General features: G+C 38.9%; 8 protein-coding genes. 5 read left to right on the forward strand and 3 right to left on the reverse strand.

The genetic code is table 11. The features are described 5' to 3' along the window. Positions 1-5 precede the first annotated feature (5 nt). The gene (locus tag H0W62_07810) at positions 6-410 is read left to right on the forward strand and encodes a hypothetical protein (GenBank protein MBA3648440.1); all 405 of its coding nucleotides are present in this window, start codon (positions 6-8) and stop codon (positions 408-410) included. Positions 411-516: 106 nt separating this feature from the next. Continuing rightward, positions 517-1,545: an RluA family pseudouridine synthase gene (locus H0W62_07815; protein MBA3648441.1), complete on the forward strand. Its 1,029-nt coding sequence runs from the start codon at positions 517-519 to the stop codon at positions 1,543-1,545. 147 nt (positions 1,546-1,692) lie between these two features. On the opposite strand, the gene H0W62_07820 is transcribed toward H0W62_07815, so the two are convergent. The 3 genes from H0W62_07820 to H0W62_07830 form a co-directional block, all read right to left on the reverse strand. Then, complete coding sequence (locus tag H0W62_07820) at positions 1,693-4,143, reverse strand: T9SS type A sorting domain-containing protein (GenBank protein ID MBA3648442.1); 2,451 nt, start codon at positions 4,141-4,143, stop codon at positions 1,693-1,695. A 370-nt stretch (positions 4,144-4,513) separates the two neighbouring features. Further along, a complete protein-coding gene (locus tag H0W62_07825; protein ID MBA3648443.1) occupies positions 4,514-6,958 on the reverse strand; it encodes a T9SS type A sorting domain-containing protein in 2,445 nt (814 codons plus the stop codon). A 263-nt stretch (positions 6,959-7,221) separates the two neighbouring features. Then, positions 7,222-9,087: an ABC-F family ATP-binding cassette domain-containing protein gene (locus tag H0W62_07830; GenBank protein ID MBA3648444.1), complete on the reverse strand. Its 1,866-nt coding sequence runs from the start codon at positions 9,085-9,087 to the stop codon at positions 7,222-7,224. Between the two features lie 343 nt (positions 9,088-9,430). On the opposite strand from H0W62_07830, the gene H0W62_07835 reads away from it, so the two are divergent. From H0W62_07835 to H0W62_07845, 3 genes are all read left to right on the forward strand, one after another. Then, positions 9,431-9,604 (forward strand): hypothetical protein, encoded by a 174-nt coding sequence (locus H0W62_07835; GenBank protein ID MBA3648445.1) that lies wholly within the window; start codon positions 9,431-9,433, stop codon positions 9,602-9,604. A gap of 749 nt (positions 9,605-10,353) precedes the next feature. Further along, positions 10,354-13,728, forward strand: coding sequence for an SBBP repeat-containing protein (locus H0W62_07840; GenBank protein MBA3648446.1), 3,375 nt, complete (start codon positions 10,354-10,356; stop codon positions 13,726-13,728). Between the two features lie 26 nt (positions 13,729-13,754). After that, complete coding sequence (locus H0W62_07845) at positions 13,755-16,661, forward strand: SBBP repeat-containing protein (GenBank protein ID MBA3648447.1); 2,907 nt, start codon at positions 13,755-13,757, stop codon at positions 16,659-16,661. Positions 16,662-16,669: the final 8 nt, after the last annotated feature.

Genomic DNA, 16,669 nt, shown 5'->3' on the forward strand with positions numbered 1-16,669 from the left:
AACAGATGAAGAAAGATATTCCGTTTGAAAGGGTGGAAGATGTTGCCATGGCAGTAGTTCCTGAAACTTCTGAAGTGGGAGTAGAAGAATGGATTGTATACCTGGTAAATCTAAAAAAAAGTCCCATTGATGGTGTCCTTATCAGCTCCAAAGGATACGGCAATATTGACGGAAAAAATGTTAAAACCAGCACGCTCAGGCAATTCTTTGAAAAAATAGCCGCGGAGGATTATGTAAAAGTGGAATGGATTGATGAGCGGTTATTTGGTATCAATAATGAGTTTTGGGTGAGCTTTTGGTATCAGGGAATCCTCTTTGACAAGCGTTACGTTTTTGTAACAGAAAGTATTATTAAAAACAATTTCACGGAAATTCCGCTCATAGGAAAAAGAGGAGTAATGATTAAATAGTTATGGTTTTAATCCTCTGTTATCCTTTCTTGTATCAAAGATGGGCAGAAATTTTCTTACTTATTCTCTTCTTTAAATTACCAACAGATTGCAAAAGAATACCGGTATAGATAATTCCCTGGTTGATCCAGTCGAAGAAGGCCTATATGAGCACTATCGCATTGTTGCTGATAAAGGCCAATCCCCTTTGCGCATAGATAAATTTTTATTTAATCGTATCGAATCGGTATCAAGAAATAAAATTCAGAAGGCTGCTGAAGACGAAATGGTTTTTGTGAATGACATTGCAGTTAAATCTAATTACAAGATAAAACCGGGCGATGTAATCAGGGTAATGTTGCCTGAACCTAAGATGGAGCATGATGTAGAGCCTGAAAATATTGCGCTCAACATTATATATGAAGATGATGATATAGTTGTGGTGAACAAACCACCTGGATTAGTAGTACATCCCGGAGTAGGGAATTATACCGGGACTCTGGTAAATGGTCTGGTCTATCATTTTCAGAACTTACCGGCTCAGAAAAAAAATGAATTCAGGCCGGGCCTCGTGCACCGCATAGATAAAAATACCAGCGGTTTATTGGTGGTTGCAAAAAATGAACATGCAATGAATTTTTTGGGCAGGCAATTTTCTGACCATAGCATACAGCGAACCTACCAGGCTATCGTATGGGGAACTTTCAAACAGTTGCAGGGAACAGTCACCGGCAATATCGGGCGATCACTGAAAAACAGAAAAATGATGGATGTATTTCCGGATGGTGATTATGGAAAGGAAGCTGTGACACATTACACGGAATTACAAAACCTTAGCTATGTATCCCTGATTGAATGCAGGCTGGAAACGGGTCGTACCCATCAGATAAGGGCGCATATGAAGTTTATCAGCCATCCTGTTTTTAATGATGAAACTTACGGCGGTGATAAAATTGTGAAAGGAACCGTGTATTCAAAATACAAACAATTTGTAGAAAGTTGTTTTCAGGTTATTCCAAGGCATGCACTGCATGCGAAATCTTTAGGATTCATTCATCCTTCTTCCAGGCAATTTGTCTTTTTTGATTCAGATTTACCGGCAGATTTTTCCACGGTGTTGAAAAAATGGCAAACTTATATGAAAGCGAAAATGTGAAACATCTATTGTGGAGATTCTGAAATTTTTTATCCTAAGCAATTACAGTAAACCAAACACTCTCACGATGTTAGAAAGCTGGTTGAAAATAAACAAGGGTCGTTTCACATGTGAAACGACCCTTGTTTTGTTGTAAAAATTAATTCTTTATTGTTTTCTGCTTATTAAAATCTTACGTGATATTACAAATTCATTTTGTTTAACAGCTATAATGTATAAACCTTCAGGAATTTGATTTACCGGTATATTAATAAAAGGATTTTCTTCAGAAATTAATAGCTGCTTATCCAATAAAATGCGTCCATTCACATCATGAATGATTACTTCTGCCTTCCCTTCCTCTGAATTAAAATTGCTGATTTGAATATAATCAGACGCCGGATTAGGACCAATAAGTATTTTAGAAGATAGTATATTATACACTGCAGAATTAATTCTTGGCGGAGGAGGATTAGTATTTATGTCGATTTTAAACACAGCCAAATCATCTTTGCCTCTGGCAAAGGTCTGCCACGCATTTGAAGAAACGGGAAGAGGTCCAACACTATTTACGTCCAAATAAATCATACCGAAACTATCTATTTCAATATCATAGGAATTATCATCTACACTATCTCCCAGGTAAGATGACCACATACGATATCCCGAAGAATCAAATTTTACAATCATAACATCCTGTCCACCGCCGATTGTGTCTTGCAAGGCATCCGTTGTTGCAATGTTATTTTCACTCTTTGTTCCACCGCTCAGATACAAATTAGCCTGCGAATCGATCGTTAAACCGAAAAATAAATCAATGCTGATTCCGCCAAAATAGGTTCCCCATAGGCGTCTTCCATCGGGTGTAAATTTTGCAAGAAACCCATCTTGCGAGCCCCCAAGATTCTGTTGATAGCTTCCGGATGTCGAAATAACATTTGGCTCCGTACTGTTTGTCCACCCGGTAAAATAAATATTCCCGAGTCCATCGCACTTCACTCCTCTTCCATGTTCGCCACCTGTACCTCCATAATAAGTGGACCAAAAATATTTTCCTGAAGTATCGAATTTCGCAAGAAAGGCATCATTAAGGCCACCAAATTTTGTTTGTAAACCATTCGATATAAAATTTTTCTTACTCTTAGCTGTACCCACAAAATAGACATTTCCAAAAGGATCAAGACATAGAGCATGCGCCCGATCCTGGCCGATGCCACTGAAATATGTACACCAAATCTTTGTACCATTCTTATCATATTTAGCAAGAAAAGCATCTCCGGAACCGGCATAACCAGGCTGATAAGCTCCTTCTGTAGCTACATTATTGTCGCTTGTCACAAAACCGCAGAGATAAATATTCATGTTTGCATCACATATTAAGCTTCTCCCGTTTTCAGGTTGAGCATCGTTAATGCCGCCAAGCAATGTATCCCAAATCAGCATCCCTGAGCTTGAAAATTTCGCAATTACTACATCGCTTGTTCCCTGCAGGGCTAAAAATGTATTTGGAATAGATGTCGGAATATTCTGACTCTTAGCAAATCCGGTTATCAATATATTATCTTCTGCATTGCAACAGACACCATATGCTACATCCTGGCCATTGCCTCCAAAATAAGTTGCCCATTCTATTTGAGTACCATCTAAACTGAACTTTGCTAACAGCATATCCCTATTACCACCATAAGTTTGCATGAACGCACCATTGGTTGCTACATAAGAACTGCTCTGCGTTGAGCCGGTAAGAATTACTTTGTTTTCATTGCTTAATGCTATCTCGCTTTCAGTATCCCAATTTTCAGAGCTTTTTCCACCAAAAAAACTTCCCCAAACGATTACCGGATCAATGATGAGTGTTTTAGTGTTGCTGTGCGGGGCATTAAATGAAAGAGTATGATTTTTTAACCGGAAAGAAACAGCTGCAGGCGAAGGGTCTTCGAGCCAATAACCGTTTAATCCGGTTTCTTTAATGAATCTATTTGAAGTATAAATATCTAAATTGAATGGATTCTCTAACTTAATAGCACTTAAACCTGAATAACTCATCATTATCCGTCGGGCATCTCCACCAGGATGCACAATGAATGAATATTCCGGATAAGATCCATTTTCTGACGAATGAATTTCAAAAACCAAATCGATATGTGGATAGATATTTTTATAAGTGATGCGATTAAATGAAGGGACATTGGTAATAATATTCCCCGATGTATAATAATTGAGAACGGTTCCGGTACCATTATCGGGCCTAATTTCCGGATGCATGTCTGCTCCTTTTAGTGATACATCTATGCGGCACGATGAAACCCGCGATATTTGTGCATCCTTCCATTCCTGATATTCATCGGGATCGGTGAATCCGCTTTCAGGAAAAGCGTTTATATTAACTGTTTCATGAAGCAACTCATAACTAAACCCGGAAGGAGTGAGCGCAAGATGGAAATCACCATTAGTATAAATAAATGAAACCTTGTGATTTACATTCCCATCCTGATCAATAACCTGTCCTTTGTTTTGTACAAAACCATCCGTGTGAAACCGCAATTTATCTTGCGACTCTGAACGTGCGTGCAGTTGCCATAAAGGAATAATTATGCAGATAATTAAAATAGTTTTCATAGCTGTAACAGGGTTTTAAATAAGTGTTAAAATTTTCATTTTGAAAAGTGCTTCTAAAAATGGTTAATAGAAAATATGTTAGTGAAGTAGAAATTAAATCATCTTGGTGAATAATCATCAAATAATCTCTATAAATCGGACATTTTATAGTGCGAACAGGAAAAAATAACCGACCAAGATAAGAGGCATTATAAAGTAAGCAGTATAAGCTCTGAGAGCAGGTTATAAAAAAATCTCTATTAAAATTTAACTTTAAATGTTTCAATTATTATGTATTTATTTTATTGAAGCTATAAGCCTTCCAATAAAATAACCGCAAGACTTTTTTGACCTCTTGCGGTTTATTATTACGCATACTAACTGTTTATATTTATTGCTGATGACTGATCATTACTTTAACTGAATAAGTAATTTGATCATGTTTAAAAATGACAACATAAAAACCATTTTTAAGTTCATTCACATTCAACTTAATTTCTGGATTTTCCTGCTGCACATTTATTTGCTTACTTATTACTACATGGCCGGATAGATCAACCACCTTTATTTCTGCATTACCTGATACTGACTCAATATTTTTGATGGTAATATATTCCGAAGCAGGATTGGGAGAAATGCCGATTGTTGTTGAAATATTATTTTTTAAGATTTCGTTTTCCCGGTTTATAGGGGCGGTTCCCGGGTTCACATCAATCTGAAAAACGGTTAAATCATCCGCACCGCTCACGGTGGATTGACCTGTTGTAACCGGCAGAGGTCCCCAGGTATCTATAACGAGATAAAGCATTCCGGAGCTGTCTCTCTCAATGTCATAGCTCGCATCATTTGCATTTCCACCGAAGTACGATGTCCATATCCTGTTTCCATTCCCGTCAAATTTAGCGAACATGGCATCCTGAGGACTTGCGATTGTCTTCTGGTATGCATCTCCATAAGAAATATCTGAGCTGCTGGTGGTTCCGCATAAATATAGATTTGCTTCATCGTCGATTGTCAGGCCGTAGAATAAATCCTGGCCCGATCCACCGAAATAGGTACCCCAAAGCCTGTCTCCCTCCGGATTGAATTTGGCAATAAAGCCATCGGTGCCATAATTTCTGCTTTGGAAACAATTTAAAGAGGCAATATTTTCACTGCTGTTTGTCCATCCTGTGAAGTATACATTGCCTGATAAATCACATTTTATACCCCTGCCGTGCTCACCTAGTGAACCACCGTAGTAAGAAGACCAAAAATAATTTCCATTGATATCAAACTTAGCAAAAAAGGCATCTACATTACCGCCTTTAGCAGTTTGAAAACCACCGGAGATCCAGCGACTTTTATTGCTGCTTTGCGCCGTACCTCCAAAATAAAGATTGCCTGAATTATCAAGACACAATACATGACCCCTGTCCTGGCTGGTACCGCCTAAATAAGTGCACCAGATTTTCTCACCGTCCTTTGAATATTTCGCGAGTATTGCATCACCTTCTCCTGCATAAACGGTTTGATGTGCATTGGTTGTTGCCACTCCGGTGCTGCTGGTAACATATCCGCAGAAATATACATTGTCTGCATCATCACAAATAAGGCTTCTCCCATTTTCAGGGTCCGTATCATCCGATCCTCCAAGCAATGTACTCCAAATCAATATTCCGCCGGAATTAAATTTCGCTAAAAGAACATCGCTCCGACCCTGCAGCTTTAGAAACACATTGGGAACCGGCGTCATTACATTGGAGCTTTTTACGAAGCCGGTTATTAAAATATTGTCATGTCGATCACAACATACACCATAAGCAATGTCCTGGTTGCTGCCGCCGAAGTAAGTAGCCCATTGTAATGTATGAGAGCCATCGGAGCTGAATTTGGCAAGAAGCATATCCCGGCTACCTCCAAATGTTTGCATTTGGGCACCTATAGTTGAAATATTCGTTGTGCTTTGAGTGGATCCCGCAAGGAGTATATTACTTTCATTATCGAGCGTTATTTCACTTTCCGTATCCCAGTTTTCAGAACTTTTCCCTCCAAAGTATGTTCCCCAAAGTACAGCCGGATCGATAACAAGTGTTTTACTTTTAGATTCAGGAACATTAAACGAGAGGGTATTTTCTTTTAATTGAAAGTAAACATTTGCTTCTGCATCATCTTCCAACCAATATCCGCGCAAGCCACTTTCTTTTACATATCCATTAACCGCATTAATAGATAAAGTACGGTAGTCATCCAAATGAAGATTTCCGCAACAAGCGTAATTCATTTCTATTTTTTTAGCATTACCACCAGGATGAACAATAAATGAATATTCAGGATAATCACCATTTTCAGATTGCTGATTTTGAAAAACAAGGTCAATATGCGGATATATATTTTTGTAAACTATCCGATTGAACGACTGCACGTTGGTAACCGCGTTTCCATTGGTATAATAGTTCAGGCTCACTCCCGTATTTTCATCCATGCAGATTGGCGCCTCAGAATTGGAACCCTTTAGTGTTACATCTATTCTGTTTACGGATGTCTGTGTCGGTTGATTATCCCGCCATTCCTTTAATTCATCATTGTCAGTAAACCCGCTTTCTGGAAAACCCTCTGCAGAGGACTTTTGCTGAATAACCTCATAGCTAAATCCTCCGGGTTTCAGTGTTAAATGAAAGTCATCCCGGGCATAAAGAAATTTTACGGTGTTATTTACTTTTCCATTCTGATCATAAACCTGCCCTTTATTTTGAACAAATCCGGAAACGTGCAGATGATAAGAACTCTTGTGTGTTTGCTGCGCCTGTAATTGCCAGAAAGGAAATAGGAACAAGGCAAATAATAACTTTTTCATAAATAGGTTGATATATAGTTTTGTAATATATAATCGGGTTCAAACCTACTTCTGTCTGTACCTAATGTCTGACATAACTCTATAAATCGGTTATGCAACACGATAAATGGTGGGGAGAAGGCCGATTAATCAAGCAGATCAAACACTAACAGAACAATTGTTTGCATTCTTAAAAGAAAAGCCCACGTAAAGAACAACAGAGAACTGAAATTATTGATTGTTGAAAACTTAATTAAAAGATATGCTTAAGGAGTGAATGGTTTTCAGGCATATTCCGATAACTCTAACCAGCGGTTGGATTTCTTATCTAAGGAATCAATAAGATTATTTATTTCAGATGAATATTTTTGCAGCTGTTCGTAGGGTAGAGCCGTTTCTAAAAAGCCGGTCAATTCTTTTTTACGTTTTTCCAAAGCGGCAATATCCAGCTCCAGTTGCTCTATTTCACGCTGCTCTTTATAACTGAGCTTTATTTTTACATGAAGCTTTCCTGGTGATATTGTTGAGTCTATTTTTTTTATCTCTTCCGATGCTGCATCTGATTGTTCGTCCAATGCTTTCCATTCAAGGTATTCAGAGTAGTTACCCGGAAAATCAATAACCAACCCCTTTCCTTCAAAGACTAAAAGGTGATCTGTGATTTTTTTCATGAAATGCCGGTCGTGTGAAACGATCAGCAGGCAACCGGGAAAATCATCTAAAAAATCTTCCAGCACATTCTGAGTGATGATATCCAGGTCATTTGTCGGTTCATCGAGGATCAGGAAATTCGGATTTTTCATAAGGATGGTGAGCAGATACAATCTTCTTTTTTCGCCGCCGCTAAGCTTTGAGACATACACGTATTGCTGATCGGGATTAAAAAGGAACCTTTCGAGCAGCTGTGAAGCAGTTAAGGTTTTTCCCTTGTTGAGGGTAATGTAATCTGCTACTTCACGCACTACTTCGATCACGCGCTTCTGTTCATCAATTACCATCCCTTTCTGAGAGAAGTATCCGAACAACACGGTTTCACCAACCACTATTTTTCCTGAATCGGGCTTTTCAAGTAGAAGGCATAAATTGAGAAAGGTGGTTTTGCCAACACCATTCTTTCCGATCACACCGATCCGTTCACCTGTCTTAAACTTATAGCTGAAGTCTGAAAGAATTCTTAGATCATCAAATCCTTTGTGCACATGATGAAATTCTAAAACCTTTCCGCCGAGGCGCGTGATCTTGATTTCAGCCTTCATCTCGCTTTCATCTATTTTCTTCGATGCCCGCTCTTTCAACTCATAGAAAGAATCTATACGTGATTTGGATTTTGTAGTTCTCGCCTTTGGCTGTTTCCGCATCCACTCCAGTTCCTTACGTAATGTATTTCTGGCCTTATCAATATTCTGTGATTCATTTTCTTTTCGCTCGGCCTTTTTCTCTACGTAGTACTGGTAGCTGCCCTCATAGTAATATATTTTTCCATCGTCGAGCTCAATAATTTCTTTGCATACATTATCCAGGAAATCACGGTCATGAGTTACCATCAGTAATGTATTGCAGTTCTTATCGAGAAAATGTTCCAGCCACTCGATCATAGTTAGATCAAGGTGATTTGTCGGTTCATCAAGGATTAAAAATTCAGGTTCATGAAGCAAAAGCCGGGCAAGCGCGACTCTTTTCCGTTGCCCGCCACTAAGTGTTTTCACCAGTGATGAATAGGCATGGATATCCAGGCGTGATAAAATTTCTTTTGCTTTTGCCTCAAAGTTCCATGCATCATGCTCGTCCATCAATTCGAGCGCATGCTGCATTTCCGGACCCTGGCTATTATTATCCAGGCAGAACTCATAAAGCTTTACTGCATTTATAACGGGGTGATCGGTATCGAAAATATTTTCAAGCACGGTTTGATCTTCACGAAGGGCAGGTTCCTGTTCTAAAAATCCCAGGCGTAAATTTTTACGGAGTAGCACAGACCCAGTTTCCGGCTTTTCTTCTCCGGTAAGTATCCGCAGCAAGGATGTTTTTCCCAGGCCATTTTTAGCAATCAACCCTATTTTCTGCCCTTTGTTGATGCTGATGGTTAATCCGCTGAATAATTTTTTATCGGCAAAGGAGCGCGAAATATTTTCTGCAAAGAGGTAATTCATTCAATTTAAATGTGGCGCAAAATTAACTGATATGCATTTGTTTAATGGTACGTATGCGCGACCAAGCTGAATTATAATAGTATAAAAACTTCCTTTATTTTATATCTTTCATTTAATACTCGCAGAATTAATCTCTTCAACGAAACCTATTCAATGAAAACATTTTTAGTACAGTTGTTTTTACTTTTATCAGTGGATGCCTTATATGTCACTTTTATTCCATTGATCAGATTGGAGGATTCTAAAAAGTGGGTTTAGAATCAATTATTATTGATGCACGACATGACGATAAAATTTTTATACTTCGCCACGGAGTTATTGGCGAAAAAAAAATCAACCAGTTATTCCCGGTGTTTCCATTCACAATATTTCTGGTACAAAGAATGTAACAATCATCCCTGGGACAAGATACCGGCATTATGCGCCTCAAATTCCAGTATACTTCACAGATGAACTTCAACTTCTTTCTGCAGATGCAATATTGCTTCATACAATAGAACAATCAGAAGAATTTTGACAGGAGCACCGAAATAAAATGTTTTCAGATAATATATATCTTGTTAATCTCCCTTCAATAAATAATTTACCGGCTGTTGCGGAGCATTTATATTAAAGCTCAGCTTCTATAGATCTGCTGCAGTTGCCAAAAGCATATATGCTGAAAACTGACTGGCGAATTTCTTCACTAGGCAAAGCAATAGCAAACAGGCTCGAAAAAATAGTTCACAAGTGAGAATTGAAAAAGTTAATTTGAAGCTAAGACAGCTTGCAATTTTAAATTTATGAGCAGGAACTTTTTCATTGTTCAGTTGTTTAAATTTTTCATTGTTCAGTTGTTTAAATTAAAGATTCGCCTTTTCCTAAAGAAGTTTTTGTTATCTCCCTCTGATAAATTATTGCTGTTCGCCGGGTAAATGAAGGGGTAGCATATTTGAGTAACCAAATCATAACGCTTAACCTTACTTGCAGTAACCATTTTATTTATGTAAATTACATCCTGTTGAAAAATATTTAAGCAGCTACGAATACAAAGCAACAGGAATTCTATCTCATTTTTTATTGTAGAGACTATTCTTCTCTTGTTGTTGTTGTCGGTTCAGAATCTAAAAATTTCAATCCGGCAAGTTAAAATTATTCATCGTCAATGTTTAGAAATACAGAACCTGATTGATTCACAAGTGTTACAATGATCAGGTGATTTTAATATAAATATATAATCGTTATCAGCAATTCTAATCCTAATTTAAAATAATAAAATCATTCCTAATGAAAAATATACTTACTTCTTTTCTTCTGATAATCAGTATTAACGTGCATGCCCAACTCACACCTGTCTGGACAAATTCGCAGGTGGGCAGCGGCGATAATTCTGATCGCTATGATGCCATTGTGCAAGATGGCACCGGAAATATTTACCTCGGTGGTTATACCTTCAATAGTGGTCAGGATAAAGACTATCTTCTCGTAAAAATGAATTCAAGCGGCGACACGCTTTGGACTCGCCAATATAATGGCGCAGGAAATGGTTATGATAAAATTATCTACATGGGCATTGATGGATCTAACAATGTTTATGTCACCGGCGAATCCTATGGCGGCACTATCAACAAAACTGATATTCTCACACAGAAGTATGATGCAAGTGGTAGTTTGCTATGGTCAAGAGCATACAATTCTTCGTTTAACCAGGACGATGCCCCGCTGGGGATTTCAGTGGATAACAGCGGCAATGTTTTCATCAACGGATCAAGCGACGGGGATTCTACTTATAACCAAAATGACGACATCCTCACTCTGAAATATAATACCCAAGGTGCTCTGCAATGGGCTATCCGTTATAATGGAACCGGCAACGGAACAGATCGGGGCAATGGCGTGGTAAGTGATAATACCGGCGGATGTATTATTACCGGAAGAACAGCTTCTTCGGTAGATGATGATGTGATTACTATCAAATACAGCACAACAGGCACACAGACATGGAAGACTGTTTATAACCGGGGCTCCGGGAATGATCGCGGTGCATCTATTACCAGTGATGCATCGGGAAATCTTTACGTTACCGGGCGCACTAAGAACTCAAATAATTATGATGTGCTGGTTATAAAATATAATTCTTCCGGCGTATCCCAATGGACAAAATTTTATGACGGCGGCGATGATGATTATGGTAATAAGATTCGGGTGAATAGTGCAGGCGAAGTTTTTGTTGCCGGACAATCTGATGTGAATTCATCCTCAAACATTAATTATGATATACTAACTGTCAAATATAATTCATCAGGCGGCCAGCAATGGGCAAAGACTTTTGGAAATGCTGTGCTTAACAATGAAGATGCAAGTGACCTAATTGCTGATGGTTCAGGAAACGTGTTTGTAACAGGAAAAAGCGATGTAAATTCATTAGCATCTGTTGAAGCAGATAATTTTATAACTGTAAAATATAACTCATCAGGAGATCTTCAATGGTCAGCTTTTTATGCAGGTACTGATGCAGGTAGTGATGATAATGCAGAAGGATTTGTGATGGATGTATCCGGAAACCTGATAGTCGTTGGAGGAACACAAAACCTCACTACTCAAAAGGATGCAACGGCGATTAAATACAACTCAAATGGTTCTTCAGTATGGATAAAAAATTATAATGGCAAGGGCGATTTCACCGATAAAGTGCAGGCGATGGTCATTGATTCTAAAAAAAATATTTATGTCACTGGTTATGTTTTCACCGCCGGACAAAGCAAGGATCTTTTTGTCTCTAAAATTAATTCAGCAGGAATCACACAGTGGAAGATCACTTATGATTTTAGTCAGGATGATGACCAGGGAAGGGCCATCACAGTGGACAACTTAGGAAATGTATTTGTATGCGGCAGCAGCAATGGGGACGGCACCAGCGATGATTACATAACCATGAAGCTGGACACTCTTGGAAATATTCTGTGGACTGCACGTTACAATAATGTTGGAGAAGCAGATGTGGCAACATCCATTGGAGTAAATCTATCAAACGGCAACGTGTATGTTACCGGCTATAGCGATAAAAACGTTTCTTCCTTTGTTACCGATTATGATATAGCTACTATCAAGTATAGTTCTGCAGGATCACAGTCAGCTGTAAAGAGATACAACGGCACAGGTGATGGCATAGATAAAGGAATTAAGATTATTGTGAACGAAGGCAATATATATGTAACCGGGCAAAGCTCGAATGGAACTGATTATGAAGTTGTAACAATAAAGTATGATGGTTCTCTAGCACAACAATGGCTTACTAAATATAACGGTGCTAACGGCAAAGATGATGTTCCAAATGATATGTTTTATGATGGCAGCAGTTCTTTGTATGTAACGGGAAACACCGGCACTTCCACTCATGGTGATGATTATCTTACAATAAAATACAACACAAATGGGGCACAACAATGGGCATCTACTTATAACGGCAACGGCAATTTCACTGATCATTCTAATGCAATAATTGCAACTACTTCCGGAGTTTATGTGACAGGGAGAAGTGCACCTTCAAGTGCCGGTGATACTGCTGACCTTGTTACAATAAAATATGATCTTTCCAGCGGGGCACAGAAGTGGTTGAACCGGTATAATGGTTCTGCATCTCTTGTAGATCGCGGCAATGTGATTGCTGCTGATAAATTCAATAATATTTATGCTTCAGGAGAAAGCGCCGACTTAGAAACAGGTAGTGACTTTATCACAATTGTATATGATGTTGCAGGAAACGCTAAATGGACTGCCCGGTACAGTGGTTCTGCCAATTTCAATGATGCATCAAAATCTATCGCAGTTGATGGTTCAGGTTACGTCTATGCTGCAGGCTATGCGACCGGAAGGGGCACTAATGGATTTGATGCACTTACTTTGAAATATTGTCCCATTCCCGCTGCCAATGCCGGCCCAGACGTGGCAATCTGCAGTGGTAAGAGCACTACTCTAAATGCTACAGGCGGATCGATCTATTCATGGTCTCCTACAACAGGATTAAATAATGCGAATATTGCAAACCCTAATGCGAATCCAAAATCTACCACATCTTATGTAGTAACGGTAGACAATGGACTTGGATGCGGAACCGCAAAAGATACCGTAGTGGTCACTGTCAATCCTCTGCCCACTGCCACCATAACTGCAAGCGGATCACTTTCTATTTGTGCAGGTGACAACGTGACTTTAACAGCCAATTCAGGAGCCGGCCTTACTTATCAATGGAAAAATGGCTCCACTAAAATTTCAGGTGCTACTAACATCAGTTACACCGCTAAAACTGCGGGTACTTATAAAGTAACGGTGACAAATTCAAACGGTTGTAGCGCAACTTCTTCAGGAAAAAAAGTGCAAATTGTTTGCAAGGGAGAGAATCTTTCATCGCAAGATGAGCTTTTTAATATCACTGCATCACCAAATCCATCTTCCAATTATTTCACGGTTAAGTTCACTAACAATGGAAATACATCGGTTACACTTGATGTATTCAACCTTATAGGTCAAAATATTTTTCACCTTTCGGGAGTGAGTGAAACTGAATTAAATGTTGGTAAAGACTGGAAAGCAGGAATATATCTGGTTAAAATAAACAATGGTACTGAAGAGCGGGAATTGAGATTAATAAAGTCAGAATAATTTTTCAACAAGTAAAATATCCGGCAGTGAAAACAATTTTATTGATTGCAGTTTTAACGATTGTATCATTTAAATTGTTTGCTCAACCCTCTCTTGCATGGGTATCGCAATACAACGGACAGGGTGATTATTCTGATCGCTTTACTTGCATCGTTTCTGATGCAGCAGGAAATATTTACACCGGTGGAAGTACGGTGAATATCAACACCGATCGTGATTACCTCATTCAGAAGATGGACGCAGCAGGAAATGTGATCTGGCGAATGAGTTATAATGCTTTCGGAAATGGAGCTGATGAAGTTCAGGCAATTACGGTAGATGCTTCGCAGAATGTTTATGTTACCGGCTTCGGAAAAACCATTGATGCTGGAAACGATTGTCTCACGATGAAGCTCGATGCAAACGGCAACACTATCTGGAGTCAGTTTTACAATTATGATGTTGCTAACGGATACGACGAGGCAAATTCAATTGCACTTGATGGAAACGGAAACGTAATTGTTACAGGACAAAGTGATGAAGATGCTACAGCCATTTCTAATGATGATTACGTCACAATAAAATATTCCAGCGATGGAAACCAGCAATGGGATGTGCGTTACAATGGATTAGGAAATGGAATTGACCGCGCGGTAAAAGTATTGGTTGACAATTTAAATAACATCTATATAACAGGCAGGAGCTACAATGGTATAGACGATGATTATGCCACCATCAGTTATGATGAAAATGGAAACCAGCAATGGCTCATGTACGGAGATCGCAGTTATAATGATCGTGCCCAGGCAATGTCGATCGATGCTGAAAATAATATTTATGTAACCGGCTGGAGCAGTAACGGAAGCAATCACGATTACTATACGATAAAATATAATTCGTCCGGTACCCAACTGTGGGCTAAAGTTTTTGATAATGTGGATAATGATGAGGCGACAGCAATTTTCGTTGACGCTTCAGCCAATGTGTATGTAACAGGTCAGAGCGATGGAGATGCAACGGAATTTGTGAATTTAGATTATCGAACCGTAATGTATAATACAAGCGGGCAGCAACAATGGAGTGAATCATACGATGGTGCTGCCGGAAATGATGATATTCCAACATCCATTTCGGTTTCCGAAGGCAAGGTGTATGTAACAGGTTATAGCGATGCTGATAATACTCCCGTAGTTTCAAATGACATTGTTACTATTCAATATTCTTCAACCGGAACGCTGCAATGGGCAACTGTTTTTTCAGGCAGTGGTGGAAATAGAGATGTTGCCAACGCGATGATTACTGATGTGAATGGGAATACTTTTGTTGCCGGGTATTCAGAAAATAATGCGGCGCAGCGGAATGCTATAGTATTGAAATGTAATAATGCCGGATCACAACTTTTTGTAAACACGTTTGATGGTATAGGTGACAATTCTGATAATATTCGTGACTTGAAAATTGATGCGGAGGGAAACTTGTATGCAGTTGGCTATACTGTTCGCCGCGAACACAACCGTGATTTTCTGAGCATAAAACTTACTCCAGAAGGTGACACAGTGTGGACCCGATATCTTAATGGCACTTCTCCTGATAGTGAAGACGAAGCTGACGCATGCGCAATTGACAACAACCACAACATCATTGTTGCAGGATTTACAAAGAACAGCGGAACATCGGGAGATTATACCATAATAAAAATCAATTCATCAACGGGCGACAGCTTGTGGCTTCGCTTTTATGATTCTCCTGCACACGATTATGATAAAGCGTATGACATGAAAACTGATGAATCAGGAAATATTTATGTAACCGGAAGAACTGACAGCGATCCTTCAATTAATTCCAATGATGAAGCAACCACTTTAAAGTATGATGAGGACGGAAATTTGGTCTGGGAAAAAACATATGCGGGCGCAGGCAACGGACCTGATCGCGGAAGTTTTCTGCGCGTTGCTCCCAGTGGAAATGTGTATGTAGTAGGAAGAACATTTAATGGATCTGATCACGATATACTTGTGGTCAAATACAATAATGATGGTGAACAGCAATGGATAAAGACGTATGATGGCGGCGTTGGCAATGAAGAGCCGAAAGGAATGGAGCTTGATGCAGATGAAAATGTATATCTCGTTGGCAACAGTGCTTCCTCAGGAAATGATTCATCTGATATTATTACACTAAAATATTCATCAGCAGGGGATATGCAATGGATACAGAAAATTAACAACAGTGGTGGTGATCTGGCAAGTGACATCGCTCTTGATCCAATTGGAAATGTCACAATCACAGGAACAACAGATGCAGATAATTCTGCGGCAGTAAATCTCGATGCTGTTACAGTTCAATATGATGCAAACGGCAATGAACTATGGATGAAAACTTTCGACGGTAGTAATCACCTCAATGATGTTGCGGATGCAATTGCTTCAGATCAATTTGGAAATATTTATCTGGCATTGCACATGAATAACGGCACCATGTTGGATTTGAATTATGATATTTCTATAATCCGGTATAATGTGAATGGCACTGTTGCGTGGCAAACTTTATGGGGAGGAAGCTCAGATACGCTTGATGCTGCAAATCTGATTTACCTCGTTAATAACGATCTTTATGTCGCAGGCAGCACATGGAAAAAAGATAACCAGCGTGACATAGTCGTGCTGAAATATTCGTCGGTTACCGGAATAGAAAGTACTATCAAACAAATTAAAAGCTTTTCCATATTTCCTAATCTTTCATCGGATTTCATAACCGTCACCTCAGATAATTCCGCTTTAGAAAAAAAAATTCAGCTTGTTGATATGGCAGGAAGAACAATTTTCGAAACATCATTTCATGAAGCACTAATAAAAATTTCTCTTACAAATGAAATTCAACAGGGGATGTACCTCTGTAACATTCTTTCCAATAATAAAATTATTTATTCAGAAAAAATTATTTACCAACGTTAAATAGATAG

This window comes from Chitinophagales bacterium (assembly GCA_013816805.1).
GTDB lineage: Bacteria > Bacteroidota > Bacteroidia > Chitinophagales > UBA10324 > MGR-bin340.